Below are 18078 nucleotides of genomic sequence, written 5' to 3' on the forward strand. Positions count from 1 at the left end.
CAGGTTCAGCGAGGCCCGCGCGGACGGCTCCTACGCCAGGGCCGGCACGGTGCCGGGTGCCGGTCCGCGCAGGCGGGCGGCGTCCTCGCTCGGCGACGCGCCGAACTGGCGGCGGTACTCGCGGCTGAACTGCGACGGGCTGTCGTAGCCGACGCGGTGGCCGACGCCGGTGACGTCGCGGGGATGGGTGGCGAGCAGGAGCCGGGCCTCCTGCAGCCGGATCTGCTTCTGGAACTGGATGGGGCTCATCGCGGTGACCGCCTGGAAGTTGCGGTAGAAGGCGGAGACGCTCATGCCGGACAGCTGCGCCACGTCCTCCACCCGGAAGGACCGCGCGTAGTGGTCGCGGATCCACTGGACCGCGCGGGCGATGTGGGAGAGGTTGCTGTCGGCGAGCCCGAGCTGGCGTACGACGGCGCCCTGCTCGCCGGTGACGAGCCGCCAGAGGATCTCCCGCTTGATCAGCGGTGCGAGCACCGCCACGTCGCGCGGCCGGTCGAGCAGGCGCAACAGCCGGACCACCGCGTCGACAAGCGCGCCGGGCGCGTCGCTGACGGCCATGCCGGACGGCGTGCCACCACCGGCCGGGAGGTCGCCGGGGGCCGCCCGCAGCAACAGCTCGGCGACGGTGGCCGGGTGCAGGACCAGGCCGAAGCCCATGGCCGGCCGATCGGGGCTCGCCTCGGTGAAGTGGCCGGTGATCGGCATGTCGACCGAGGCGACGAGATACTGCCCGGCGCGGTACTCGTACACCCGGTCGCCCAGCGCGATCCGTTTCGCGCCCTGCGCGATGAGCGCCAGCACCGTGCCCGACATCTCCGGCGACGGCGGCGAGGGCCGCTCGGTCTTCGAGACCAGGACGCCGTCGATGGCGGTGGTCATGTCGGGCCGGGCGTGGCGCGCGATCAGGTCGCGCAGCTCGTCGAGGTCCATGCCTCCGAGTCAAGCACAGATCCGATGCTCCTCACAACGAGAGGATCAGGCAAGATGCCAGGAGCATCCTTCTAACGTTTCCGCTGGTGGTGATGATTTCATTGGTTCATCGAAATCCCTGGAGTGCGAGAGTGCTCCACGAATGAGGAGATGCCCCCATGACCGTCGACCACGGTTTCCACGCCACCATGACCGCGCGGCCCGGCAAGGGTGACGAGCTGGTCGCGTTCCTGCTGGACGCGCCCTCCCTGTCGAACGACGACTGCGTCGTCTTCCTGGTCAGCCGCTCGGCCGGCGACCCGGACGTCGTCTCCGTCACCGAGGGCTGGACCAGCGAGGAGGCCCACGGCAGGTTCTTCGCGACCGAGGGGGCACGGGCGCTGGTCGCGAAGCTCCAGCCGCTGCTCGCCGGCGAGTCCCGGTACACCGACGAGGTCCCGGTCGGCGGCAAGGCCGCCTTCTGAACCTCGACCGCCCCCGACCACCCCGGCGTGCTCCAACCGCCGCCGCCCGCCCCGGCCAACCCCGGTGTGCCCCGGTGTGCCCCGGCCGGCCCCGGCCGATTCCGCTTCGACGCGCTGTACCCTCGGGTACGCCTCTCGGCCACCGCGCACCGGGTCCGGACCGCGCGCCGGTCGCCCGGTCTCGCGTTCCGGGTCTTCGCCGAAGCTCCCCGGCCCCACCGGGACCCGTGGATCGGGATCTGTCAGAGCGCCCTCGTCATGAACACGCTGTACGGGTCGAACCGGTAGTCCGCGAACGGCTCGCAGTAGTCGAACCCGAACTTCTCGTACAGCTTGCGGGCGGGCAGGAAGAACTCGCCCGCGCCGGTCTCCAGGCTCAGGCGGGTGAATCCCATGCTCCTGGCCTCGGTGATGATGTGTTCCAGCAGCAGGGACGCGGCCCCGCTCCGCTTGCGCTCCGGCGCGGTGCGCATCGACTTCACCTCGGCGTGGCCCGCGTCCAGCCTCTTGATCGCACCGCAGCCCACCAGGCGGTCACCGTCCAGGACCGACCAGAACGTGATCTCGGGCTTGCGGAGCCCGTCCAGGTCGAGGGCGTGCTTGCTCTTCAGGGGCGTGACGGATCGCATCTCCCGGACATGCTCGTCGAGAAACTCCGCGATCTCCGGACCGGAGAGGTCGTCCACGACGATCTTCATCTGCTCGCCTTTCCTCGGGGCCTCGATCCCACGGGTGCCACGTCCCATGATCACGCTCATCGACACCGAAGTCACCGGATTATCGGTGGAACGGCCGGCTCCGGAGGCGGGTCCCCGTACGACAGGTGGCGCTCAGAGGACCCACAGCCCGAAGCCCCAGCAGATGAGGGCGTTCCCGGTCGCCATGGTGAAGTCGTCGGTGCCTCGCGGCGAGAAGAGTTCGAGGACGGTGTTGGACACGGCGAGGGCGAGCGCCAGGAGCAGCCAGGGCCCGGCGAGGCCGTGGGCCAGCACGACGCCGCCGGAGAACAGGAGCGCGCTGACGAAGGTGGCCCACGTACCCGCCACCGACTTGCGGTTGACCTCGCCCACGCCCCACACCCGGAGCTTCTGCTTGCCGAACATGGACCCGACGATCTCCGCCATCGAGTCGCTGACGATGTAGGACCCCCAGATGAGGATGAAGAGGACCGGGAAGACGTCCTCCGGGAACACCGCTCCCAGCTGGGTGCCGATGGGAAGCATGATGAACTTGAACAGGCTCCACAGCAGGCTGACCAGGAGCAGGTTGGCGCGGGAGAGGACGCCGTCCATGATGCGCGCCTGGGCCCCGTAGTGCACCCGGGCCAGGAACCCGTTCGAGTAGTAGAGCGCGAGGGAGACCCAGCTGAAGATCATCGCGTCGAACAGGTGGTCTTCCATGGGCTGGGCCGGGTTCCCGCCGGGATCCAGCAGCATCCCCATGTAGACGAACGCGAAGCCGGTGGCGGCGATCAGGGCGGTGCGTCCCCGCCGGCCGATCATGTCGGCGATCCGTATGCGGCGTTCCGAGTAACGGGCGAGGAGCGAATCGAGGTCGTACGGCTCCTGCATGCGGGACGTGAAGCTGAGCCGCCTGTCCTCCTTCGTCATGCCGACGAACGAACGCAGGAGCCAGATCTTCACGCCGTACCAGATCCACCCCCAGAGGACGGTGAAGAACAGGAACGAGAAGACGATGCGGGACACCACTTCCGCGTTGACCTCGTACTGGTCCCGCCTGAAGAACCCGGTGCCTCCACCCCCGCTCAGCAGCATGGCGAGCCACAGGATCGTCAGAACGACCGTGTAGGCGAACGTCACCTGGAACACACGGTCGGCGGTGCGACGGCGCGACGTGAACGTGGGGTCGGCGGCGATCGGCGTCACGGTCGCGGCCCCTCCGCCAGGGCGTTCGGGATCCTTCGTGACGCCCTTACCGCCGGTGTTCTGATGTTCCACGCGACCTCCAGTCAGCTGCCGAGCCGTGCCGCTCACGTTCGAAGTTCCCTGGCCCGCGCCTCAGTCCCGGCGTCGGTCGGCGTCAGCGCTCACCTGGCGTCACGTTCCCTTTGTGCGCGGCCACCACCTGGGCAAGGTAATCGGAACGGACTAGGGAAATTCACAGACCGTTAAGACGGGGCCCGACCCCGAACGGCTCGATTCCCGGAGTCACGACCGAGCGCGCTGGTGACGTGCCCTTTTGTCGCGTACAGGCACGTCGAAGCCCCTCCGTCCATCGCTGGACATCGGGGCTCGGCGGGCCGCGCGGCTTATCGGGTACGCGGCTGGAACGTCAGTGACTTGAAGGCGCGCACCTGGCCGGTGATGGCGCGTTCCGTCGGCAGGCGTTCGACCGACGACGCGCCGAAGAAGCCGACCACGCCCTCGGTGCGGGCCAGCACGTGGGCGGCGTCCTCCGGTTCGGCGATGGGGCCGCCGTGGCAGAGGACGAGGATGTCGGGCCGCACGGCCACGGCGGCGTCGCGCATCGCCTGGACCCGTTCGACCGCCTCGTCCAGGGAGAGCGCTGTGCCGGCGCCGATGCCGCCCTTGGTGGTGAGGCCGACGTGCGGGACGAGGACGTCGGCGCCCGCCTCGGCCATCGCCCGTGCCTGGTCCGGGTCGAAGACGTAGGGGGCGGTGACCAGGTCGCGCTCGCGCGCCAGCCTGATCATCTCGACCTCCAGGTCGTAGCCCATCCCGGTCTCCTCCAGGTTCTGCCGGAAGACCCCGTCGTACAGGCCGACGGTCGGGAAGTTCTGCACCCCGGCGAAGCCCATCGCCGCGAGCTGGTCGAGGAACCTGGGCATCAGCCGGAACGGGTCGGTGCCGCACACCCCGGCGAGCACCGGGGTGTCCCTGACGACGGGGAGCACCTCCGCTGCCATCTCCACGACGATCTGGTTCGCGTCACCGTACGGCAGCAGCCCGGCGAGCGAGCCCCGGCCCGCCATCCGGTAGCGGCCGGAGTTGTAGATGATGATCAGGTCGACGCCGCCCTCCTCGGCGCACTTGGCGGACAGCCCGGTGCCGGCGCCCGCGCCGACGATCGGCCGGTCCTCGGCGACGGTACGGCGCAACCTGGCGAGGACGTCCTCACGGGTCACACCGCTCACACTGCGGCCCTCGCGGCGATCATCAGGTGCAGCCGGTCGGCCATGGCGCGGCCGAAGGCGGGGTCGTTGACGTGCAGGTCCAGGTCCTCGACCTCGACGGCCGAGCCTCGCAGCCCCTCGGTGAGGGCCTCGAAGCAGGACGCGTCGGCCTTGGGGTCGTGGAAGGGCGCCCCCTCGGCGTCGAGGGCGGAGACGCCGCCGCGCGGGACGAACAGCACGGTCGGGCCGGTGGCCGCGCCCAGCTTGGCGGCCATCCGGCGGCCGAGCTCGCCCATCTCCTCGGCCGTGGTGCGCATCAGGGTCACGGTCGGGTTGTGGACGTACAGCAGGCGGTCGCCGAAGGACTCGGGGACGGTGTCGCGAGGACCGAAGTTGACCATGTCCAGCGCGCCGGGGGCGACCACCTGGGGCACGCCGCGCGCTCCGGCCGCGGTCAGCCGGTCGGGACCGGCCGACAGGACGCCGCCGACGAGGTCGTCGGCGAGTTCGGTGGTGGTGAGGTCGAGCACGCCGGAGATCAGGCCGCTCTGGGCCAGCGACTCCAGGGCCCGCCCTCCGGACCCGGTGGCGTGGAAGACCAGCACCTCGTAGCCGAGCTCGTCCAGCCGCTCCCTGGCGGCGTCGACCGCCGGGGTGGTCGCACCGAACATCGACGCGGCCACGAGCGGGCGGCCGTCCTCGACGACCGGGGACGGGATGCTCACCATGCCGGCCATCGCCGCCGCGGCGTTGCCGAGGACGCGCGCGGAGACGCGGTTGATCCCGGCGAGGTCGACGACGCTGTACATCAGCGTGACGTCCTTGGTCCCCACGTAGGGGGACACGTCGCCGGAGGCCATGGTCGAGACGATGAGCTTGGGCAGGCCGATCGGCAGGTCCCTGACGGCCCGCGCCGCGATCGAGGACCCGCCGCTGCCGCCCACCGCGAGCACGCCGTCGAGACGGCCCTGGGCGTACAGCTCGGCGAGGACGGCGGCGGCGCCCTCGCCCATCGCCGTGACGGCCGCCCCCCGGTCGCCGGCCGCGCGCAGCGCCGCGACGTCGGCCCCGGCCGCCAGCGCGACCCGGTCGTTGGCGACGTCCGCGGGCACCCGCGCCTCGCCGATACCCGCGTCGACGAGGACGACGTCGCAGTCGAGGGCGAGCAGCCGATCATGGAGCCAGGCGTACTCCCACCCCTTGGTGTCCAGCGTTCCCACCAGGCCTATCGTCGGCATCTCGCCCCCACGCCTCTCTGTTCGCAGACCTTCTCGCCGTTGTCTCTTGTCCGTCGTCGTGTCCGTGCCGCGCCGCCGCGCCGCCTCGTCGCCGTAGCGGTCAGAGGGCGGCGGAGAAGGTGTCGTAGTAGCCGCCCAGCTCCTGGCGGTAGACGCTCTGCCGGTACGTCGCCGGGTCGTACTCCGGGGCGTCCTTGATCTCCTGCTTGGTCCGCGAGATGTACATCTTGCGCTCGTCCCGGTCGATCCTGGCCACCGTGCTGGCCGGGAGCACGACCTTCTTGCCGGAGAGCCAGGAGCCGATGTCGGCCACGACGTAGCTGTCGTCGGTCACGTTGCTCTCCTCCTCCACCAGGCCGACCTTGCCGTCGACGGCCTCGACGTCGAAGCCGATGACACTCATCGTCTCGTCGGGACCGTAAACGCCCTCGCGATAGCTCCACAGTCCTTCACTCGTCATGTGCGGGCTCTCCTCATCACGATGTGTGTGACCCCCCGCCTACCCGTGGCGGCCGAGGTAAACGGTGCATCGGATGGCCGTTTTCCGCCAGGAGGCGGGCCGTGCCGCGGGCGAAAAGACACCCGGAGGATCCTCGTTCGCGCCGGACGGGCGAACGGGGATCCCCTCGTCCACCGGGTCTGCACCGCGACTCGCCGGTACGAGGACAGGGGCGGCACCGCTGCCGCGATCGTGTCGGCGTAATCAGGCGTGATCAGGCGTGATCAGGCGTGATCAGGCGTGATTAGGCGTGATCAGGCGTGATCAGGCGTGATTAGGCGTGATTATTGGAACGCGCCAACAATGCGGTTCTCAATACACGAAGCGCGGCCCGCGGCCGCGACAGGGCGGTGGGCCGGATCGACGTCACACCGGTGTGCGCGTTCGCATGAATGCGGTCGACACCCGCTTTCATCGACCGCGCCGGGTCTTCCGGCCCGTGGCCCGAAGGCCGGCGTGATGACCCGGGCCGTCGACCGCCGAGCATCGGATACGCCTGAACAGGCGATATGACCGTCCGCGGCCCGGACTCGGCACCGCACGCCATCGCCGCCGCCGCAGGGTGCCGGCCGCGTGGAGATGGATTTCCCGTAGCGGGATGTTGACATCCCGCCTGCGAACCTTGACACTTCTCGGAAATGCAATAGAAACGTTAATGTGACCCGATCGTCGGCCCTTCGTCGGGAAACAATCGCCCCATCGCCAAGCTCACAGGGACGAAGTTTTGCGCATGAATGTTAGCGCTAACAACTCCTCGTGCGTTCGTCGGCGCGCCTCATCGCCCCTGAGGTCTCGACGTGGGTGCGCGGTTGTGACGTCGCCCCTCGCCGTCTCCTCACCGACTCCTCGCCGACTCCTCGCCGACTCCCGGAAAGGACGCCCGCGGTGTCCCCGTGTCAAGAGATCGTCGCCGCCGTCACGTAGCCGGCGGCCGTGCCGGGCGGCGTCGTCCGCATCGCCGCGGCGCCGTCAGCCGGAGGGCCCGACCCAGGAATCCAGATCTAGTGATTGGACATCTCATGGCACTGATCACGGCGCCTGACGGTCACTCGTCAGGACCATCGCGGAGCACACGGAGAACGCGGCCGTTACGCCGATTACTGGTCACCCTTGTGGCGACCGCGCTCACCGCGGTGACAAGCCTCGTCGTCTCCGCACCGCCGGCCGATGCCGACACCAACCAGTTCCGGGGCATGAACTGGGCCGTGCTGGGTGACAACTTCAGCACCGGCACGCTCGTCGTGCAGGGCCTGAGCCAGTCCGACAGCAACGCGACGGTTCGCGCCAAGGCCAACTCGATCTACGACAGCATGGACTACCTCATGGGAGTCAACACCGTCCGGCTGCCCATCAACACTCACACCGTGGCCAACACGACCTGGTGGAACGCCTACCGCGGCGCCATCGACGCCGCCGCCGAGCGTGGATTCAAGGTCATCCTGGCCTACTGGGAGGACGGCGCCGCCTCCGGCGGCAGGATCACGAACATCGCCGCCTGGAACACGATGTGGTCCACCGTGACCAACACCTACGGCTCGAACGGCAACGTCTACTTCGAGCCGATGAACGAGCCGCACGGCTACTCGTCGGCCGAGTGGCGCAACGTCGCGGCGAACTGGCTCGGCTACCACACCTCGGCGGTGCCCGGCCGGGTGCTCATCGGCGGCACCGGCTACAGCCAGGACCTGCGGGACATCTGCAACGACAGCCGCTTCAACGCGACGCTGCTGTCCTTCCACCACTACGCCTTCTTCTACAGCGCGATGACCTACGACGAATTCCGAAGCCACATCCAGACGCGTCTGGGCAACTGCGCCTCCCGCGCGGTCGCGACCGAGTTCGGCGCGCCGATGGCCACCGGCCTCGACTACGGCGACCCGAACAGCACCGACAACTTCGTGCGTCACCTCCGCGCCATGGCCCAGGTCATGCGGGACAACCGGATGGGCGGCACCTACTGGCCCGCCCTCGGCGGCAAGATAACCGCGGGCCTCGGCTACGACCACTACTCGATGTTCGCTCTCGGCGGCAGCGGCACCACCCTCAACCTGTCCACCCGCAACGGCCACGGCGCCAACCGGGTCCGGTACGCCTGGGGCGACGCCGTCGGCGACTCCACCCCTCCGCCGACGTACAGGATCAACGCGCGCCACAGCGGCAAGGCCATGGACGTCCAGCAACCGAACACCGACAACGGTGCGCGCGTCGGCCAGTACACCTATGGCGGCAACGCGTGGCAGCAGTGGCGGTTCCAGGACGCCGGCGGCGGCTACTGGCGCATCTTCAGCCGCCACAGCGGAAAGTGCCTCGACGTGGCAAGCGCTTCGACCGCCGACGGTGCCGAGCTCATCCAGTACACCTGCGGCACCGGCAACAACCAGCAGTTCCAGATGGTCGCCGGCGGAAGCTACTTCCAGCTCCGGGCACGACACAGCGGCAAATGCGTGGACGTGCCGTCGGCGTCGACCGCGGACGGCGCGATCCTCAAGCAGTATCCGTGCAACACCGGCACCAACCAGCAGTGGTCGCGCACGGCCGTCTGACGGTCGTCCCGGCCTGACCGCGGATCCGCGGTACAAGCCCTCACGCCCCGGTGCCGATCTCGTGCCGCGTGCTCGGTGCCGGGGAAGCCGGATCGTCGTGGTGCCGCTTCGGTGGTGCGTCCGCGCGGCGGGACCTGAGTCCCAAGCCGGTTGAGCGTGAGCGGCTCGTCGACGATTCACACCGGAGCAGGGCTCGGACGCGCGTGCGGTCGGACGCGCGTGCGGGAAACGGTCACTGTCTCCTCGGAAGCGATCTTCTCAACGTCCCCTGCGCTCCGGGCCGGCCTCGTTCCGTCCGGTGTGCCACCCGCGTGGGCAGGTCACCGTCAGGTCACCGTACGGAGGCGGACCGGGCGCCCCGCCCGGGAGGCGCGATACGGGTGAGGCCACTAGAATGCAATTCTAGGATTGGCCGATCTCCCGGCCCCGACCGCGAGGAGCCTGCGTGCACGACGTCTCACCGGAACTCCGGGACCTGCGGGAACTCGGGGCCGTCTTCGACCACACCGCCGTCGCGGCACCGCGGATCAGGGACCTCCTGCCGATCTACCACGACCTGCTGGGCGGGACCTTCCGCAGCGGCGGCGACAACCAGCTCGGCGGCTACCGGGCCCTGCAGCTCACCTACCCGGGTGGCAGCAAGATCGAGCTGATGGAGCCGCTCGAGGGCTCCACCTTCTTCGACAGCTTCTTCGAACTGACGCGCGGCCGGGGCGGCGTGCACCACCTCAACTTCCACGTGGCCGACATCGACCTCGCGGTCTCCCTGCTCACCGACCGCGGCTACCGCCTGCACGGACTCAACCTGGGCGACCCGAGGTGGCGCGAGGTGTTCCTGCACCCCAAGGAGGCCCACGGCGTGCTGATCCAGCTCGCGCGGCCCGGCCCGCGCGACTCCGTGGCCGTCCCCTCCCTCGACGACGTGCTGGCCGGACGCGGGTTCCGGGGCAACGGGACTCCCAGCCCCGCCTGACCACGACACGTCATCGGGCGGGACGGGGTTCCTGAGGCTTTCAGCGGGAGGGGCGGATGACACGCAAGCCAGGCGCCTGGGAGTGGAGCCGCACGGCGCAGACCCGTACGAGCATGCTCGGCGCCGCCAGGGAGGTCTTCACCGAGCACGGTTTCGCCGACGCCGGGGTGGCCGACGTCGTCGAGCGGGCGGGCCTGAGCATCGGCAGCCTCTACCACCACTTCGGCGGCAAGACCGAGCTGTTCCTCGCGCTGTGGGAGAAGCATCAGGCCGAGCACGAGGAGAACGCGGCCTCCGCGGTGGCGAAGGCCCGCCAGTCGGGCACCCGCGACCCGCTGGAGCTGTTCGTCGTGGGCGCCCGCGCCTTCCTTGAGGGGTCGTGGGAGCGGCGGGACCTGGCCCGGCTGTTCATGGACGGGGGCGGGCCCCCGGGGTTCGAGCTGATGCGCCGCACGCGCGGCCGCGAGTGGGTACGGCAGAACGGTGTCCTGCTCGGCGCGGGCGACACCTCCCTCGACCGCCTGACGGTCGCCGTCCTGACGTCGGTCATCGGCGAGGCGGGCCGCGAGGTGGCGACCTGCGACAGCGAGGAGGAGGCGGAGCGGATCATCGAGGCGGCGATCGAGCTGATCCGCCGCCTCGACCCGCTGCGCGCCCCCTCGGCGGAGCGCGCTCGGGACTGATCGGCGCCGGAAGCGGTCAGGACGAGGGCGGGACCGGGGGCGGGGGCGCGAGCAGGACGTCGACGACGTCGCGAAGCGGGCCGGCCAGATCGTCGGGTGTCGCGTCGCTCAGGGGACGCAGCCCGACGGCCGATCGCAGGACGGCGACGCCCACGCCGAGCGCGACCACGAGTTGCGCCCTCAGCAGGCGCTCGTCATCGTCGTCCCGCTCCGGCCGCACGCCCGAAGCGTCCGAACTGACTGATATATCCGAGCTGCCTGAAATGCCAGAGGTTCCTGAGGTATTCGAAGTGCCTGAGGTATTCGAAGTGCCCGAGGTATTCGAAGTGCCCGAGGTATTCGAAGTGCCCGAGGCTTCGAGCACCTGACGGCTGAAGTCCTGCAGGGCCTGCCTGCGCAGGCTGTCCACCCGCTCGTCGCCGGAGACCCGCAACAGCATCATCACCGGGTGCTCGCCGAACTCCGGCCAGGCGTCGGCCGACAGCTGGCGGCTGAGGGCCTCGGCGAGGGCCGCCCGGTCCCCGGGGAACCCGGTGGCGCCGCCCGGGAACCGGGGTCCGGACGCCAGCGCCGCCTTGAACAGCCCTTCCTTCGAGGAGAAGTACCGCTTGATGAGGGCGAGGTTGACCCCGACGTCCGCGGCGACGTCCCGGAGCGTCGTGCGGTCGTACCCGAGACGGGTGAACCGGTCGTGGGCGGCCTCCAGGAGCGCCTGACGGGTCGCCGCCGCGTCCCTCCGCCGGGGCCCCCCGGCGGGCCGTCCGGAGGTGGGCGGGGTCGCGTCACCCGGAGACGTCGCGGGACCCGCGTCCGGCCGGGATCCGACTCGATGTCCGGCGGCGGGCAGGCCGACGTCTCCCGAGGGCGTCGCGGGGCCCACACCCGCAGGACGTCCGGCGGCGGGCGGGTCGGCGTCGCCGCCCACGGGCCCGCCGGTCTTTCTCGTCGCCACCGGCGACCTCCTCCGCACGTCGTCCCGCACGAAACCCTGGCATGCCGTCGCCGTACGGCTCGGACGACGGGACACCGGGGTTAAGTAATCACTCGTTGACATACCCCTGGAACACGGTTACGTTACCAAGTAATCAAGTGATGACTTATCTCCGCGGTGCGAGACCGTACAGAGCGGTACGGAAGGATGACGGTGGCCAAGCACGCCCTCCTCGTCATGGATGTCCAGCGCGTCGTCGTCGACCGCTACCCCGATCCCGCCTACCTGCCGCGCCTGCGCGAGGCGATCGGCGGCGCCCGGACGGGTGGCCTTCCGGTGATCCACGTGGTCGTCGGGTTCCGCCCCGGATACCCGGAGGTCAGCGCCCGCAACAGGATGTTCGGCCCGCTCGCGCGCGCCGCGAGGGCGAGCGACGACGAGGCCACCCGGATCCATCCGGACGTGGCGCCGGAACCCGGCGACATCGTCGTCACCAAGCGCCGCGTCAGCGCCTTCTCCGGCAGCGACCTCGACGTGGTGCTGCGGGCCGGTGACATCGACCACCTCGTCCTCACCGGCATCGCCACGAGCGGCGTCGTGCTGTCCACCCTGCGCCAGGCGGCCGACCTGGACTTCGGCCTCACCGTCCTGGCCGACGGGTGCCTCGACGCCGACCCGGAGGTGCACCGGGTCCTCACGGAGAAGGTGTTCCCCCAGCAGGCGGAGGTCACGACCGTGGCCGACTGGGTGGCGGCCCGCTGACCGCGTCCTACGGCCGCACCTCGATGACGTCGACTCCGATCAGGTCGGCGACCGCGCGCAGGTCGGCGATCCGGTGGCCGGTGCCCAGGGCCCAGTGGTGGGAGATCCCGGTCGCGCTCCACGCGTCGGTCCACTCCCCCGGGTCGCACCCGAAGTCCACCCGCGAGGTGGTGTTGCCGATCCGCAGCAGCGGCCCCTCCACCGTGGTCCCCTCGGAGACCACGAACGCGAACGTCCCGTCGCGCCGCTGCAGCAGGCCCAGCAGGGTCACCGGGCCGTGCGCCACGTCGAACTCCACCGACACGCCCCAGCCGCGCTTGCCGTGGTAGACGCCCAGCCCGCGCAGCAGCGGGCGCCGCGCGCTGATCGCCAGGTGGGCCGGGCCGTCGTGCCCCATCTCCACGTGACCGCGCGTGAAGTCGAGCGCCTGCAGCTCGGTGAACGACCCGCCCGCGCCCAGCCGGTCCATGACCAGCATGGCCAGCGAGGTGCGCAGCTCGTACTCGCCCACCGTGGGGACGCCCCGGGCGGTCAGCAGGGACGACCCCAGGATCATCCCGGCGCCCAGCCGCTCGTGGATCTCCCCCTCCAGGCCCCGGTGGTAGTAGGCCACGCTGTCGAGGGCGAAGTCGTCCACCAGCCGGTCCAGGCCGACCGACACCCGCGCCGCCCAGGCGAAGTCGTCGTCCTTGACCGACTCGTCCAGCTCGAAGACCTCCCGCGCCAGCTCGACGCGCTCCCTGACCTGCGCGTCGGTGACCTTCTCCACGCGTACGCGCAGGTCGTCGAACTCCAGTACCTCCACGTGCCCGCCCAGGTTCACCGGCACCAGGGTCAGGTCGGTGGCCACGTCCAGCATTCCCGGGTACAGGTGGCCCATCAGGCCGTGCCTGCCCCGGCGCAGCGCCGCGCGTACCCCGGCCGCCCGCACCCACCGGCCGATCCTGGCCCAGGCCCGCTCGTCCTCCAGGTAGCCCGACACCGACCGGAAGGGGATACCGGCCCGCAGGAAGGTGTTGGCCATCTCCGGCAGCGGGCAGGCGCCGCAGTAGGCGAGCCACTGGCCGGTGTCGAAGCTCTCGTGGTCCATCGACTCGGTCGGCTGCAGGTTGATCAGCAGCACCGGCGCCCCGCTGCGCTGCGCCACCGGCAGCAGCATGGTCGCGGTCATGTACGTGGTGAGGAAGCCGACGATGACGTCGCAACCGGCCTCGCGCAGCCGCTCCGCCGCGACCGCGCCCTCCTGGGCGTCGGAGACGAACCCCACGTCGACGACGTCGCAGCCCAGCTCCCGCATCCGCTCGGCGACGCGCTCCGACGAGCGCCGCAGCTGCGGCAGCAGGTCGGGGAACTGCGGCCAGTAGGCTCCCAGCCCCCCGGCCACGAGTCCCACCCTCGTGCGCGGGGCGGTCCCCCGGTCAAGCGCGGCGGTCATGTCGTTCTCCTCTCGCACGGCCCTGGCGCGCGGGCGCCGAGCTCGCGGGTGCCGGGCGCCGCGGGCATCAGGCGCCCCAGCCCGCCTGGGCGCCGCCGACCCGGTCGGCGGCGATCTTCTCGAAGTAGCCCGACCTGGCGTACGCCGCCATCGGGTCGGGGTCCAGTCCCAGGTCGGTGCGCACCTCGGCCAGCAGGGGCCGCACGTCGGTGTTGTAGGCGTCCATAACGACCGCGTTGGCCCCGAGCACGTCCCCGGCCGACTGGGCGGCGGCGAGCGCCTCGCGGTCGACCAGCAGCGCCTTGGCCGTGGCCTCCTGCACGTTCATCACCGACCGGATCTGTCCGGCGATCTTCGGCTCGATGTTGTGGCACTGGTCCAGCATGAACGCCACGTCCTCGGTGAACCCGCCCCCGCCGATCACCTCGACCATGATGCGGAACAGCTGGAACGGGTCGGCCGCCCCCGCCATCAGGTCGTCGTCGGCGTAGAAGCGGGAGTTGAAGTCGAAGCCGCCCAGCTTGCCCTCACGCAGCAGGAACGCCACGATGAACTCGATGTTGGTGCCCGGCGCGTGGTGGCCGGTGTCGACCACCACCTGCGCCTTGGGGCCCAGCTTCAGGCAGTGCGCGTACGCCGTCCCCCAGTCGGGCACGTCGGTGGCGTAGAACGCGGGCTCGAACAGCTTGTACTCCAGCAGGAAGCGCTGGTTCTCGCCCAGCCGCTCGTACACCCGGCCCAGCGCCTCGGCGAGCCGGTCCTGGCGGGCGCGGATGTCGTCCTGGCCGGGGTAGTTGATGCCGTCGGAGAACCACAGCTTCAGCGTGTCGGAACCGGTGGCGTCCATGATGTCCACGCAGTCGAGCAGGTGCGCCAGGGCCTTGGCCCGCACCCGCGCGTCCGGGTGGGTCACGCTGCCCAGCATGTAGTCGTCGTCCTGGAAGACGTTGGAGTTGATCGCCCCGATCCGCACCCCCAGCTCCGACGCGTGCGCGGCCAGCGCGGCGTAGTCGTCGACCCGGTCCCACGGGATGTGCAGCGCCACCTGCGGCGCGACCCCGGTGAACGCGTGCACCTGGGCGGCGTCGGCCAGCTTCTCGAACGGGTCCCTCGGCACCCCCCGCTGCGCGAACACCTTGAAGCGCGTGCCCGAGTTGCCGTACGCCCACGACGGGGTCTCGATGACCTGCCCCCGCAGCGAATCCTTGATCATGAATCGGTCCCCGATCAGTTGAGGTGGAAGACTTCTTCGAGCGAGACCATGCCCTCGTCGGGGCGGCCGTCGAGACTCTCGAAGAACGGCGCCATCTCGGCCTGCCACCGGGCGTTGACCTCGGTCGCGGCCATGGCCTCGCGGGCGGCCTCGAAGTCCTCGGTCTCCAGGTAGCCGACGAGCAGCCCGTCCTCGCGCAGGAAGAGCGAGTAGTTGCGCCAGCCGGTGGCACTCAGGGCGTCGAGCATTTCCGGCCACACGGCGCGGTGGCGCTCGCGGTACTCCGCCAGGCGCTCCGGCCGTACCTTCAGCAGAAAGCAGACACGCTGCACGAGATGGCCTTTCTTGGGCGCGGCCCGCGGGTGCGCGGGCCGCGCCGGGGGCGTCAGAAGTCGAACTGGTCGATGTTGGAGGCGTCGAAGGTGAACGGCGGGCCGAGGATGATCTCCCCGTCCTTGCCGATCGTCCGCTCGCCGAGCTTGCCGGCCTTCAGGACCTCGCCCTCGGCGCCGGTGATCTGCCCGGAGGCCAGCGCCGCCGCCGCGTACGAGGCCAGGTAGCCCAGGTCCTTGGGGTTCCACAGCGCGAACTTCTCGACCGTCTTGTCCTTGATGAACTGGCGCATCTGGTTGGGGGTGCCCAGCCCGGTCAGGACGACCTCGCCCTTGTACTTGGAACCGGAGATGTAGCGCGCCGCCGCCGAGATGCCCACCGTGGTCGGCGAGATGATCCCCTTCAGGTCCGGGTACGCCTGCAGCAGGCCCTGGGTCTCCTGGAAGGACTTCTGGTCGTCGTCGTCGCCGTAGGCGACCTTGACCAGCTTCATGTCCTTGTACTCGGGCTTGCCGAGCTCGTCCTTCATGAACTCGATCCAGGTGTTCTGGTTGGTCGCGTTCGCCGTCGCCGACAGGATCGCGATCTCGCCCTTGGCGCCGATCATGTCCGACAGCAGCTTCACCTGGCTGCGGCCGATCTCCTCGGAGTTGGCCTGGTTGATGAACAGGTCGCGGCACTCCTTGGAGGCGTCGGAGTCGTAGGAGACGATCTTCGTCCCCTTCGCCCGCGCCTGCTGCAGCGGCCCGCACACCGCGTTGGCGTCGTTGGCCGCGATCAGGATCGCGTCGTGCCCCTGCTGGGTGAGCGTGTTGATGTACGACACCTGCGAGGAGGCGGACGCGTCGGAGGGGCCGACCTCCTTGGCCTCGGCCTTGAACTCCGCGGCCGCCTCGATGCCCGCCTTGTCCACGATCGTCTCGTACGGGTTGTTGATCTGCTTCGGCAGGAAGGCGATCTTCAGCCCTTCCCTGATCGGTGCGTTCGGATCGGCCTTCGCCGGGGCGGAAGACGCGGGGGCCGCCGGGGCGGCGGAACTCGCCGAGTCCTTGGTGGTGCCGCCACCGCAGGCCGCGAGCGCGATCGACAGCAGACCGGCCACCATCGCGGCGGGAACGGACCTTCGCGAAACAGTGAACATAAGCGCTTCCTCAGGAAGTGGGGGGCGGTCGGACTCCTACGAAAAAACGATTTAACCGGTTGAGCTGGACAGTAGAACCAAGCTTCGTCAGGTGTCAATGGCACATGAACGTGCCGTTTCCTTAGCGTTACACGACCTCCACCTCGGGCGGCCCGGCTCCCCGGGGAAAACCCGCCGGGTCCACGGCCCGGCGGCCGGGCCGCCATCCGTTGCCACGTTTTAACCATCTCGGCACCTGGTTGGGCCTGTTACGGCCCGGAACTCCCCGTTCGCGACGGGCTCCCGCGACCGCTCAGGAACCGGGGGCGAGGAGACCGCCGCCCAAGGCCGAAGCCCGCCGACCGGAAGCCGGAAGATCGCCGACCCGCCTGGCCCAACTGACCCGACCGACCCGCCCACCGCCCGTTCCCCCGCCCGTCCTCGTCCGCCCGCGCCTGTCCGCCTGCCGGTCCATCGGCCGCTGCCCCGTGACGGACGGACGCGGTCGGCGAGGGACGACGGCGGCCCGCGCGTGACGGGACAGCACGACAGGACAGCGGGACGACGGGACCGCGCTCCCTGTCACCTCGGCCCGGCGATCCGGGAGCCCGGAAAGCCTTCCGCCACCCAGCCTGATGAATTGCGAAAATTGCCAACATTTGTCGTCGTATTGGAAATTCATCCGAGCACCACGGCCCCGTACGGGACACACGTGTGCGCACTATGACGCAGACGCTCCCTCGAATGGTCGCTTACATAAAGGCGTCCGTAGTTCACAGATCCGAGAGGGATCACCATCATGTCGCGTAAGCGTCGCAACATCACCGCCCTGACCCTGACGCTGGCCGGGCTGGCCACCACCGCCGTCCTCGCGTCCCCCGCCCACGCGGCCGGGGCCACCGTCACGGTGGGCTCGTTCGGGAACATGTCCGTCGTGGGCACGACCGGGAACGACAGCATCGACATCAACCCGTTCAACGGCAGGGTCAACGTGACCTCCAGCCTGCACTCGGTGACCGCGGGCGCCGGGTGCGTCCAGCAGGGTCCCAACACGGCCTCCTGTTCCGGGGTCTCGACCATCACGGTCAACGTCAGGCCCGGCGAGGACACCGTGCGCAACAACACCTCCCTGTTCGCCGAGATCTTCGGCTCGGCCGGCCTCGACCGCCTCTCCGGCGGGTCCGGCCGCGACATCCTCGTCGGCGGCAGCGGTGACGACGTCCTGAACGGCAACGGCGGCAACGACACCACCGACGGCGGGCCGGACTCCGACACCTGCACCGGTGAGACCGAGGTCAACTGCGAGCTGTAGGGGAGGTCACCTGGCCGCACGGGAGCGGGCCAGGTCGGAGGACACGTGACGGTACCGCGGGGGCGGTACCGCCAGGTGGCCCGGTATCAGGCCCCCCGCGACCCGGACATGACCGGGTCGCGGGGGGCCGCCGTTCTTCCGATACTTTTCCGAGCATGACGATCGCCCGTTCACTGCTGTTGTTCGCGCTGGCGGCCGTCGCCGAGATCGGCGGCGCCTGGCTGGTCTGGCAGGGGGTCCGCGAGCAGCGGGGACTGTTGTGGATCGCCGCCGGGGTCGTCGCCCTGGGGGCGTACGGGTTCGTCGCCGCGTTCCAGCCGGACGCGAACTTCGGCCGGGTCCTGGCGGCCTACGGCGGGGTGTTCATCGCCGGGTCGCTGCTGTGGGGGGTGCTGGCCGACGGCTTCCGCCCCGACCGGTGGGACCTGATCGGCGCGGGCGTGTGCCTGGCGGGGGTCGCTCTGATCATGTACGCCCCGCGCGGGTGAAGCGGGAGCGGCCGTCGCGAGGAGGCCGCCGCGAAAGGGCCGGGGAAGAGCCGGGGA

Annotated in this window: 18 protein-coding genes; 7 read left to right on the plus strand and 11 right to left on the minus strand. The window is 70.2% G+C overall.

The features are described 5' to 3' along the window. Positions 1-30: 30 nt before the first annotated feature. Complete coding sequence (locus tag ACFYWM_RS10385; protein ID WP_389911718.1) at positions 31-933, minus strand: AraC family transcriptional regulator N-terminal domain-containing protein; 903 nt, start codon at positions 931-933, stop codon at positions 31-33. 158 nt (positions 934-1091) lie between these two features. Between ACFYWM_RS10385 and ACFYWM_RS10390 the strand changes: the two genes are divergently transcribed. Beyond that, positions 1092-1397, plus strand: a complete 306-nt coding sequence (locus tag ACFYWM_RS10390; RefSeq protein WP_389911721.1) for a putative quinol monooxygenase — start codon at positions 1092-1094, stop codon at positions 1395-1397. Between the two features lie 242 nt (positions 1398-1639). Here the strand turns inward: ACFYWM_RS10390 and ACFYWM_RS10395 are convergent, their stop codons facing one another. The 5 genes from ACFYWM_RS10395 to ACFYWM_RS10415 all read right to left on the minus strand — a co-directional run bounded on the left by ACFYWM_RS10395 (position 1640) and on the right by ACFYWM_RS10415 (position 6189). Further along, complete coding sequence (locus ACFYWM_RS10395) at positions 1640-2095, minus strand: GNAT family N-acetyltransferase (RefSeq protein ID WP_389911724.1); 456 nt, start codon at positions 2093-2095, stop codon at positions 1640-1642. Between the two features lie 132 nt (positions 2096-2227). Further along, positions 2228-3355: a hypothetical protein gene (locus tag ACFYWM_RS10400; protein ID WP_389911727.1), complete on the minus strand. Its 1128-nt coding sequence runs from the start codon at positions 3353-3355 to the stop codon at positions 2228-2230. A gap of 311 nt (positions 3356-3666) precedes the next feature. Continuing rightward, positions 3667-4503: a phosphoenolpyruvate hydrolase family protein gene (locus ACFYWM_RS10405; RefSeq protein WP_389911730.1), complete on the minus strand. Its 837-nt coding sequence runs from the start codon at positions 4501-4503 to the stop codon at positions 3667-3669. Positions 4504-4508: 5 nt separating this feature from the next. Next, positions 4509-5729 carry a Tm-1-like ATP-binding domain-containing protein gene (locus ACFYWM_RS10410; protein WP_389911733.1) on the minus strand — a complete coding sequence of 407 codons (1221 nt, stop codon included), beginning with the start codon at positions 5727-5729 and terminating at the stop codon, positions 4509-4511. Between the two features lie 100 nt (positions 5730-5829). Then, the gene (locus tag ACFYWM_RS10415) at positions 5830-6189 is read right to left on the minus strand and encodes a PRC-barrel domain containing protein (RefSeq protein WP_389911737.1); all 360 of its coding nucleotides are present in this window, start codon (positions 6187-6189) and stop codon (positions 5830-5832) included. Positions 6190-7361: 1172 nt separating this feature from the next. Here ACFYWM_RS10415 and ACFYWM_RS10420 point away from each other — a divergent pair. From ACFYWM_RS10420 to ACFYWM_RS10430, 3 genes are all read left to right on the plus strand, one after another. Beyond that, the gene (locus ACFYWM_RS10420; RefSeq protein ID WP_389911740.1) at positions 7362-8771 is read left to right on the plus strand and encodes an RICIN domain-containing protein; all 1410 of its coding nucleotides are present in this window, start codon (positions 7362-7364) and stop codon (positions 8769-8771) included. A 445-nt stretch (positions 8772-9216) separates the two neighbouring features. Beyond that, the gene (locus ACFYWM_RS10425; protein WP_389911743.1) at positions 9217-9744 is read left to right on the plus strand and encodes a VOC family protein; all 528 of its coding nucleotides are present in this window, start codon (positions 9217-9219) and stop codon (positions 9742-9744) included. 56 nt (positions 9745-9800) lie between these two features. Next, the gene (locus ACFYWM_RS10430) at positions 9801-10427 is read left to right on the plus strand and encodes a TetR/AcrR family transcriptional regulator (protein WP_389911746.1); all 627 of its coding nucleotides are present in this window, start codon (positions 9801-9803) and stop codon (positions 10425-10427) included. A 16-nt stretch (positions 10428-10443) separates the two neighbouring features. Here ACFYWM_RS10430 and ACFYWM_RS10435 read toward each other — a convergent pair whose 3' ends face one another. Beyond that, positions 10444-11379, minus strand: a complete 936-nt coding sequence (locus ACFYWM_RS10435) for a TetR family transcriptional regulator (protein ID WP_389911748.1) — start codon at positions 11377-11379, stop codon at positions 10444-10446. A 192-nt stretch (positions 11380-11571) separates the two neighbouring features. Between ACFYWM_RS10435 and ACFYWM_RS10440 the strand changes: the two genes are divergently transcribed. Continuing rightward, the gene (locus ACFYWM_RS10440; protein WP_389911751.1) at positions 11572-12120 is read left to right on the plus strand and encodes a cysteine hydrolase family protein; all 549 of its coding nucleotides are present in this window, start codon (positions 11572-11574) and stop codon (positions 12118-12120) included. A 7-nt stretch (positions 12121-12127) separates the two neighbouring features. Here ACFYWM_RS10440 and ACFYWM_RS10445 read toward each other — a convergent pair whose 3' ends face one another. The 4 genes from ACFYWM_RS10445 to rhaS form a co-directional block, all read right to left on the minus strand. Beyond that, positions 12128-13555 (minus strand): arabinose isomerase, encoded by a 1428-nt coding sequence (locus tag ACFYWM_RS10445; RefSeq protein ID WP_389911754.1) that lies wholly within the window; start codon positions 13553-13555, stop codon positions 12128-12130. Positions 13556-13622: 67 nt separating this feature from the next. Next, positions 13623-14768, minus strand: coding sequence for an L-rhamnose isomerase (rhaI, locus tag ACFYWM_RS10450; protein ID WP_389911757.1), 1146 nt, complete (start codon positions 14766-14768; stop codon positions 13623-13625). Between the two features lie 14 nt (positions 14769-14782). Next, a complete protein-coding gene (locus tag ACFYWM_RS10455; RefSeq protein ID WP_389911760.1) occupies positions 14783-15100 on the minus strand; it encodes an L-rhamnose mutarotase in 318 nt (105 codons plus the stop codon). 53 nt (positions 15101-15153) lie between these two features. Further along, a complete protein-coding gene (gene rhaS, locus ACFYWM_RS10460) occupies positions 15154-16242 on the minus strand; it encodes a rhamnose ABC transporter substrate-binding protein (protein ID WP_389911763.1) in 1089 nt (362 codons plus the stop codon). 778 nt (positions 16243-17020) lie between these two features. On the opposite strand from rhaS, the gene ACFYWM_RS10465 reads away from it, so the two are divergent. Then, positions 17021-17533 carry a hypothetical protein gene (locus ACFYWM_RS10465; protein WP_389911765.1) on the plus strand — a complete coding sequence of 171 codons (513 nt, stop codon included), beginning with the start codon at positions 17021-17023 and terminating at the stop codon, positions 17531-17533. 155 nt (positions 17534-17688) lie between these two features. Then, positions 17689-18021 (plus strand): YnfA family protein, encoded by a 333-nt coding sequence (locus ACFYWM_RS10470; protein WP_389911768.1) that lies wholly within the window; start codon positions 17689-17691, stop codon positions 18019-18021. Positions 18022-18078: the final 57 nt, after the last annotated feature.

Origin of the sequence: Streptosporangium sp. NPDC002721, assembly GCF_042888905.1 — a bacterium.
Taxonomy (GTDB): domain Bacteria; phylum Actinomycetota; class Actinomycetes; order Streptosporangiales; family Streptosporangiaceae; genus Streptosporangium.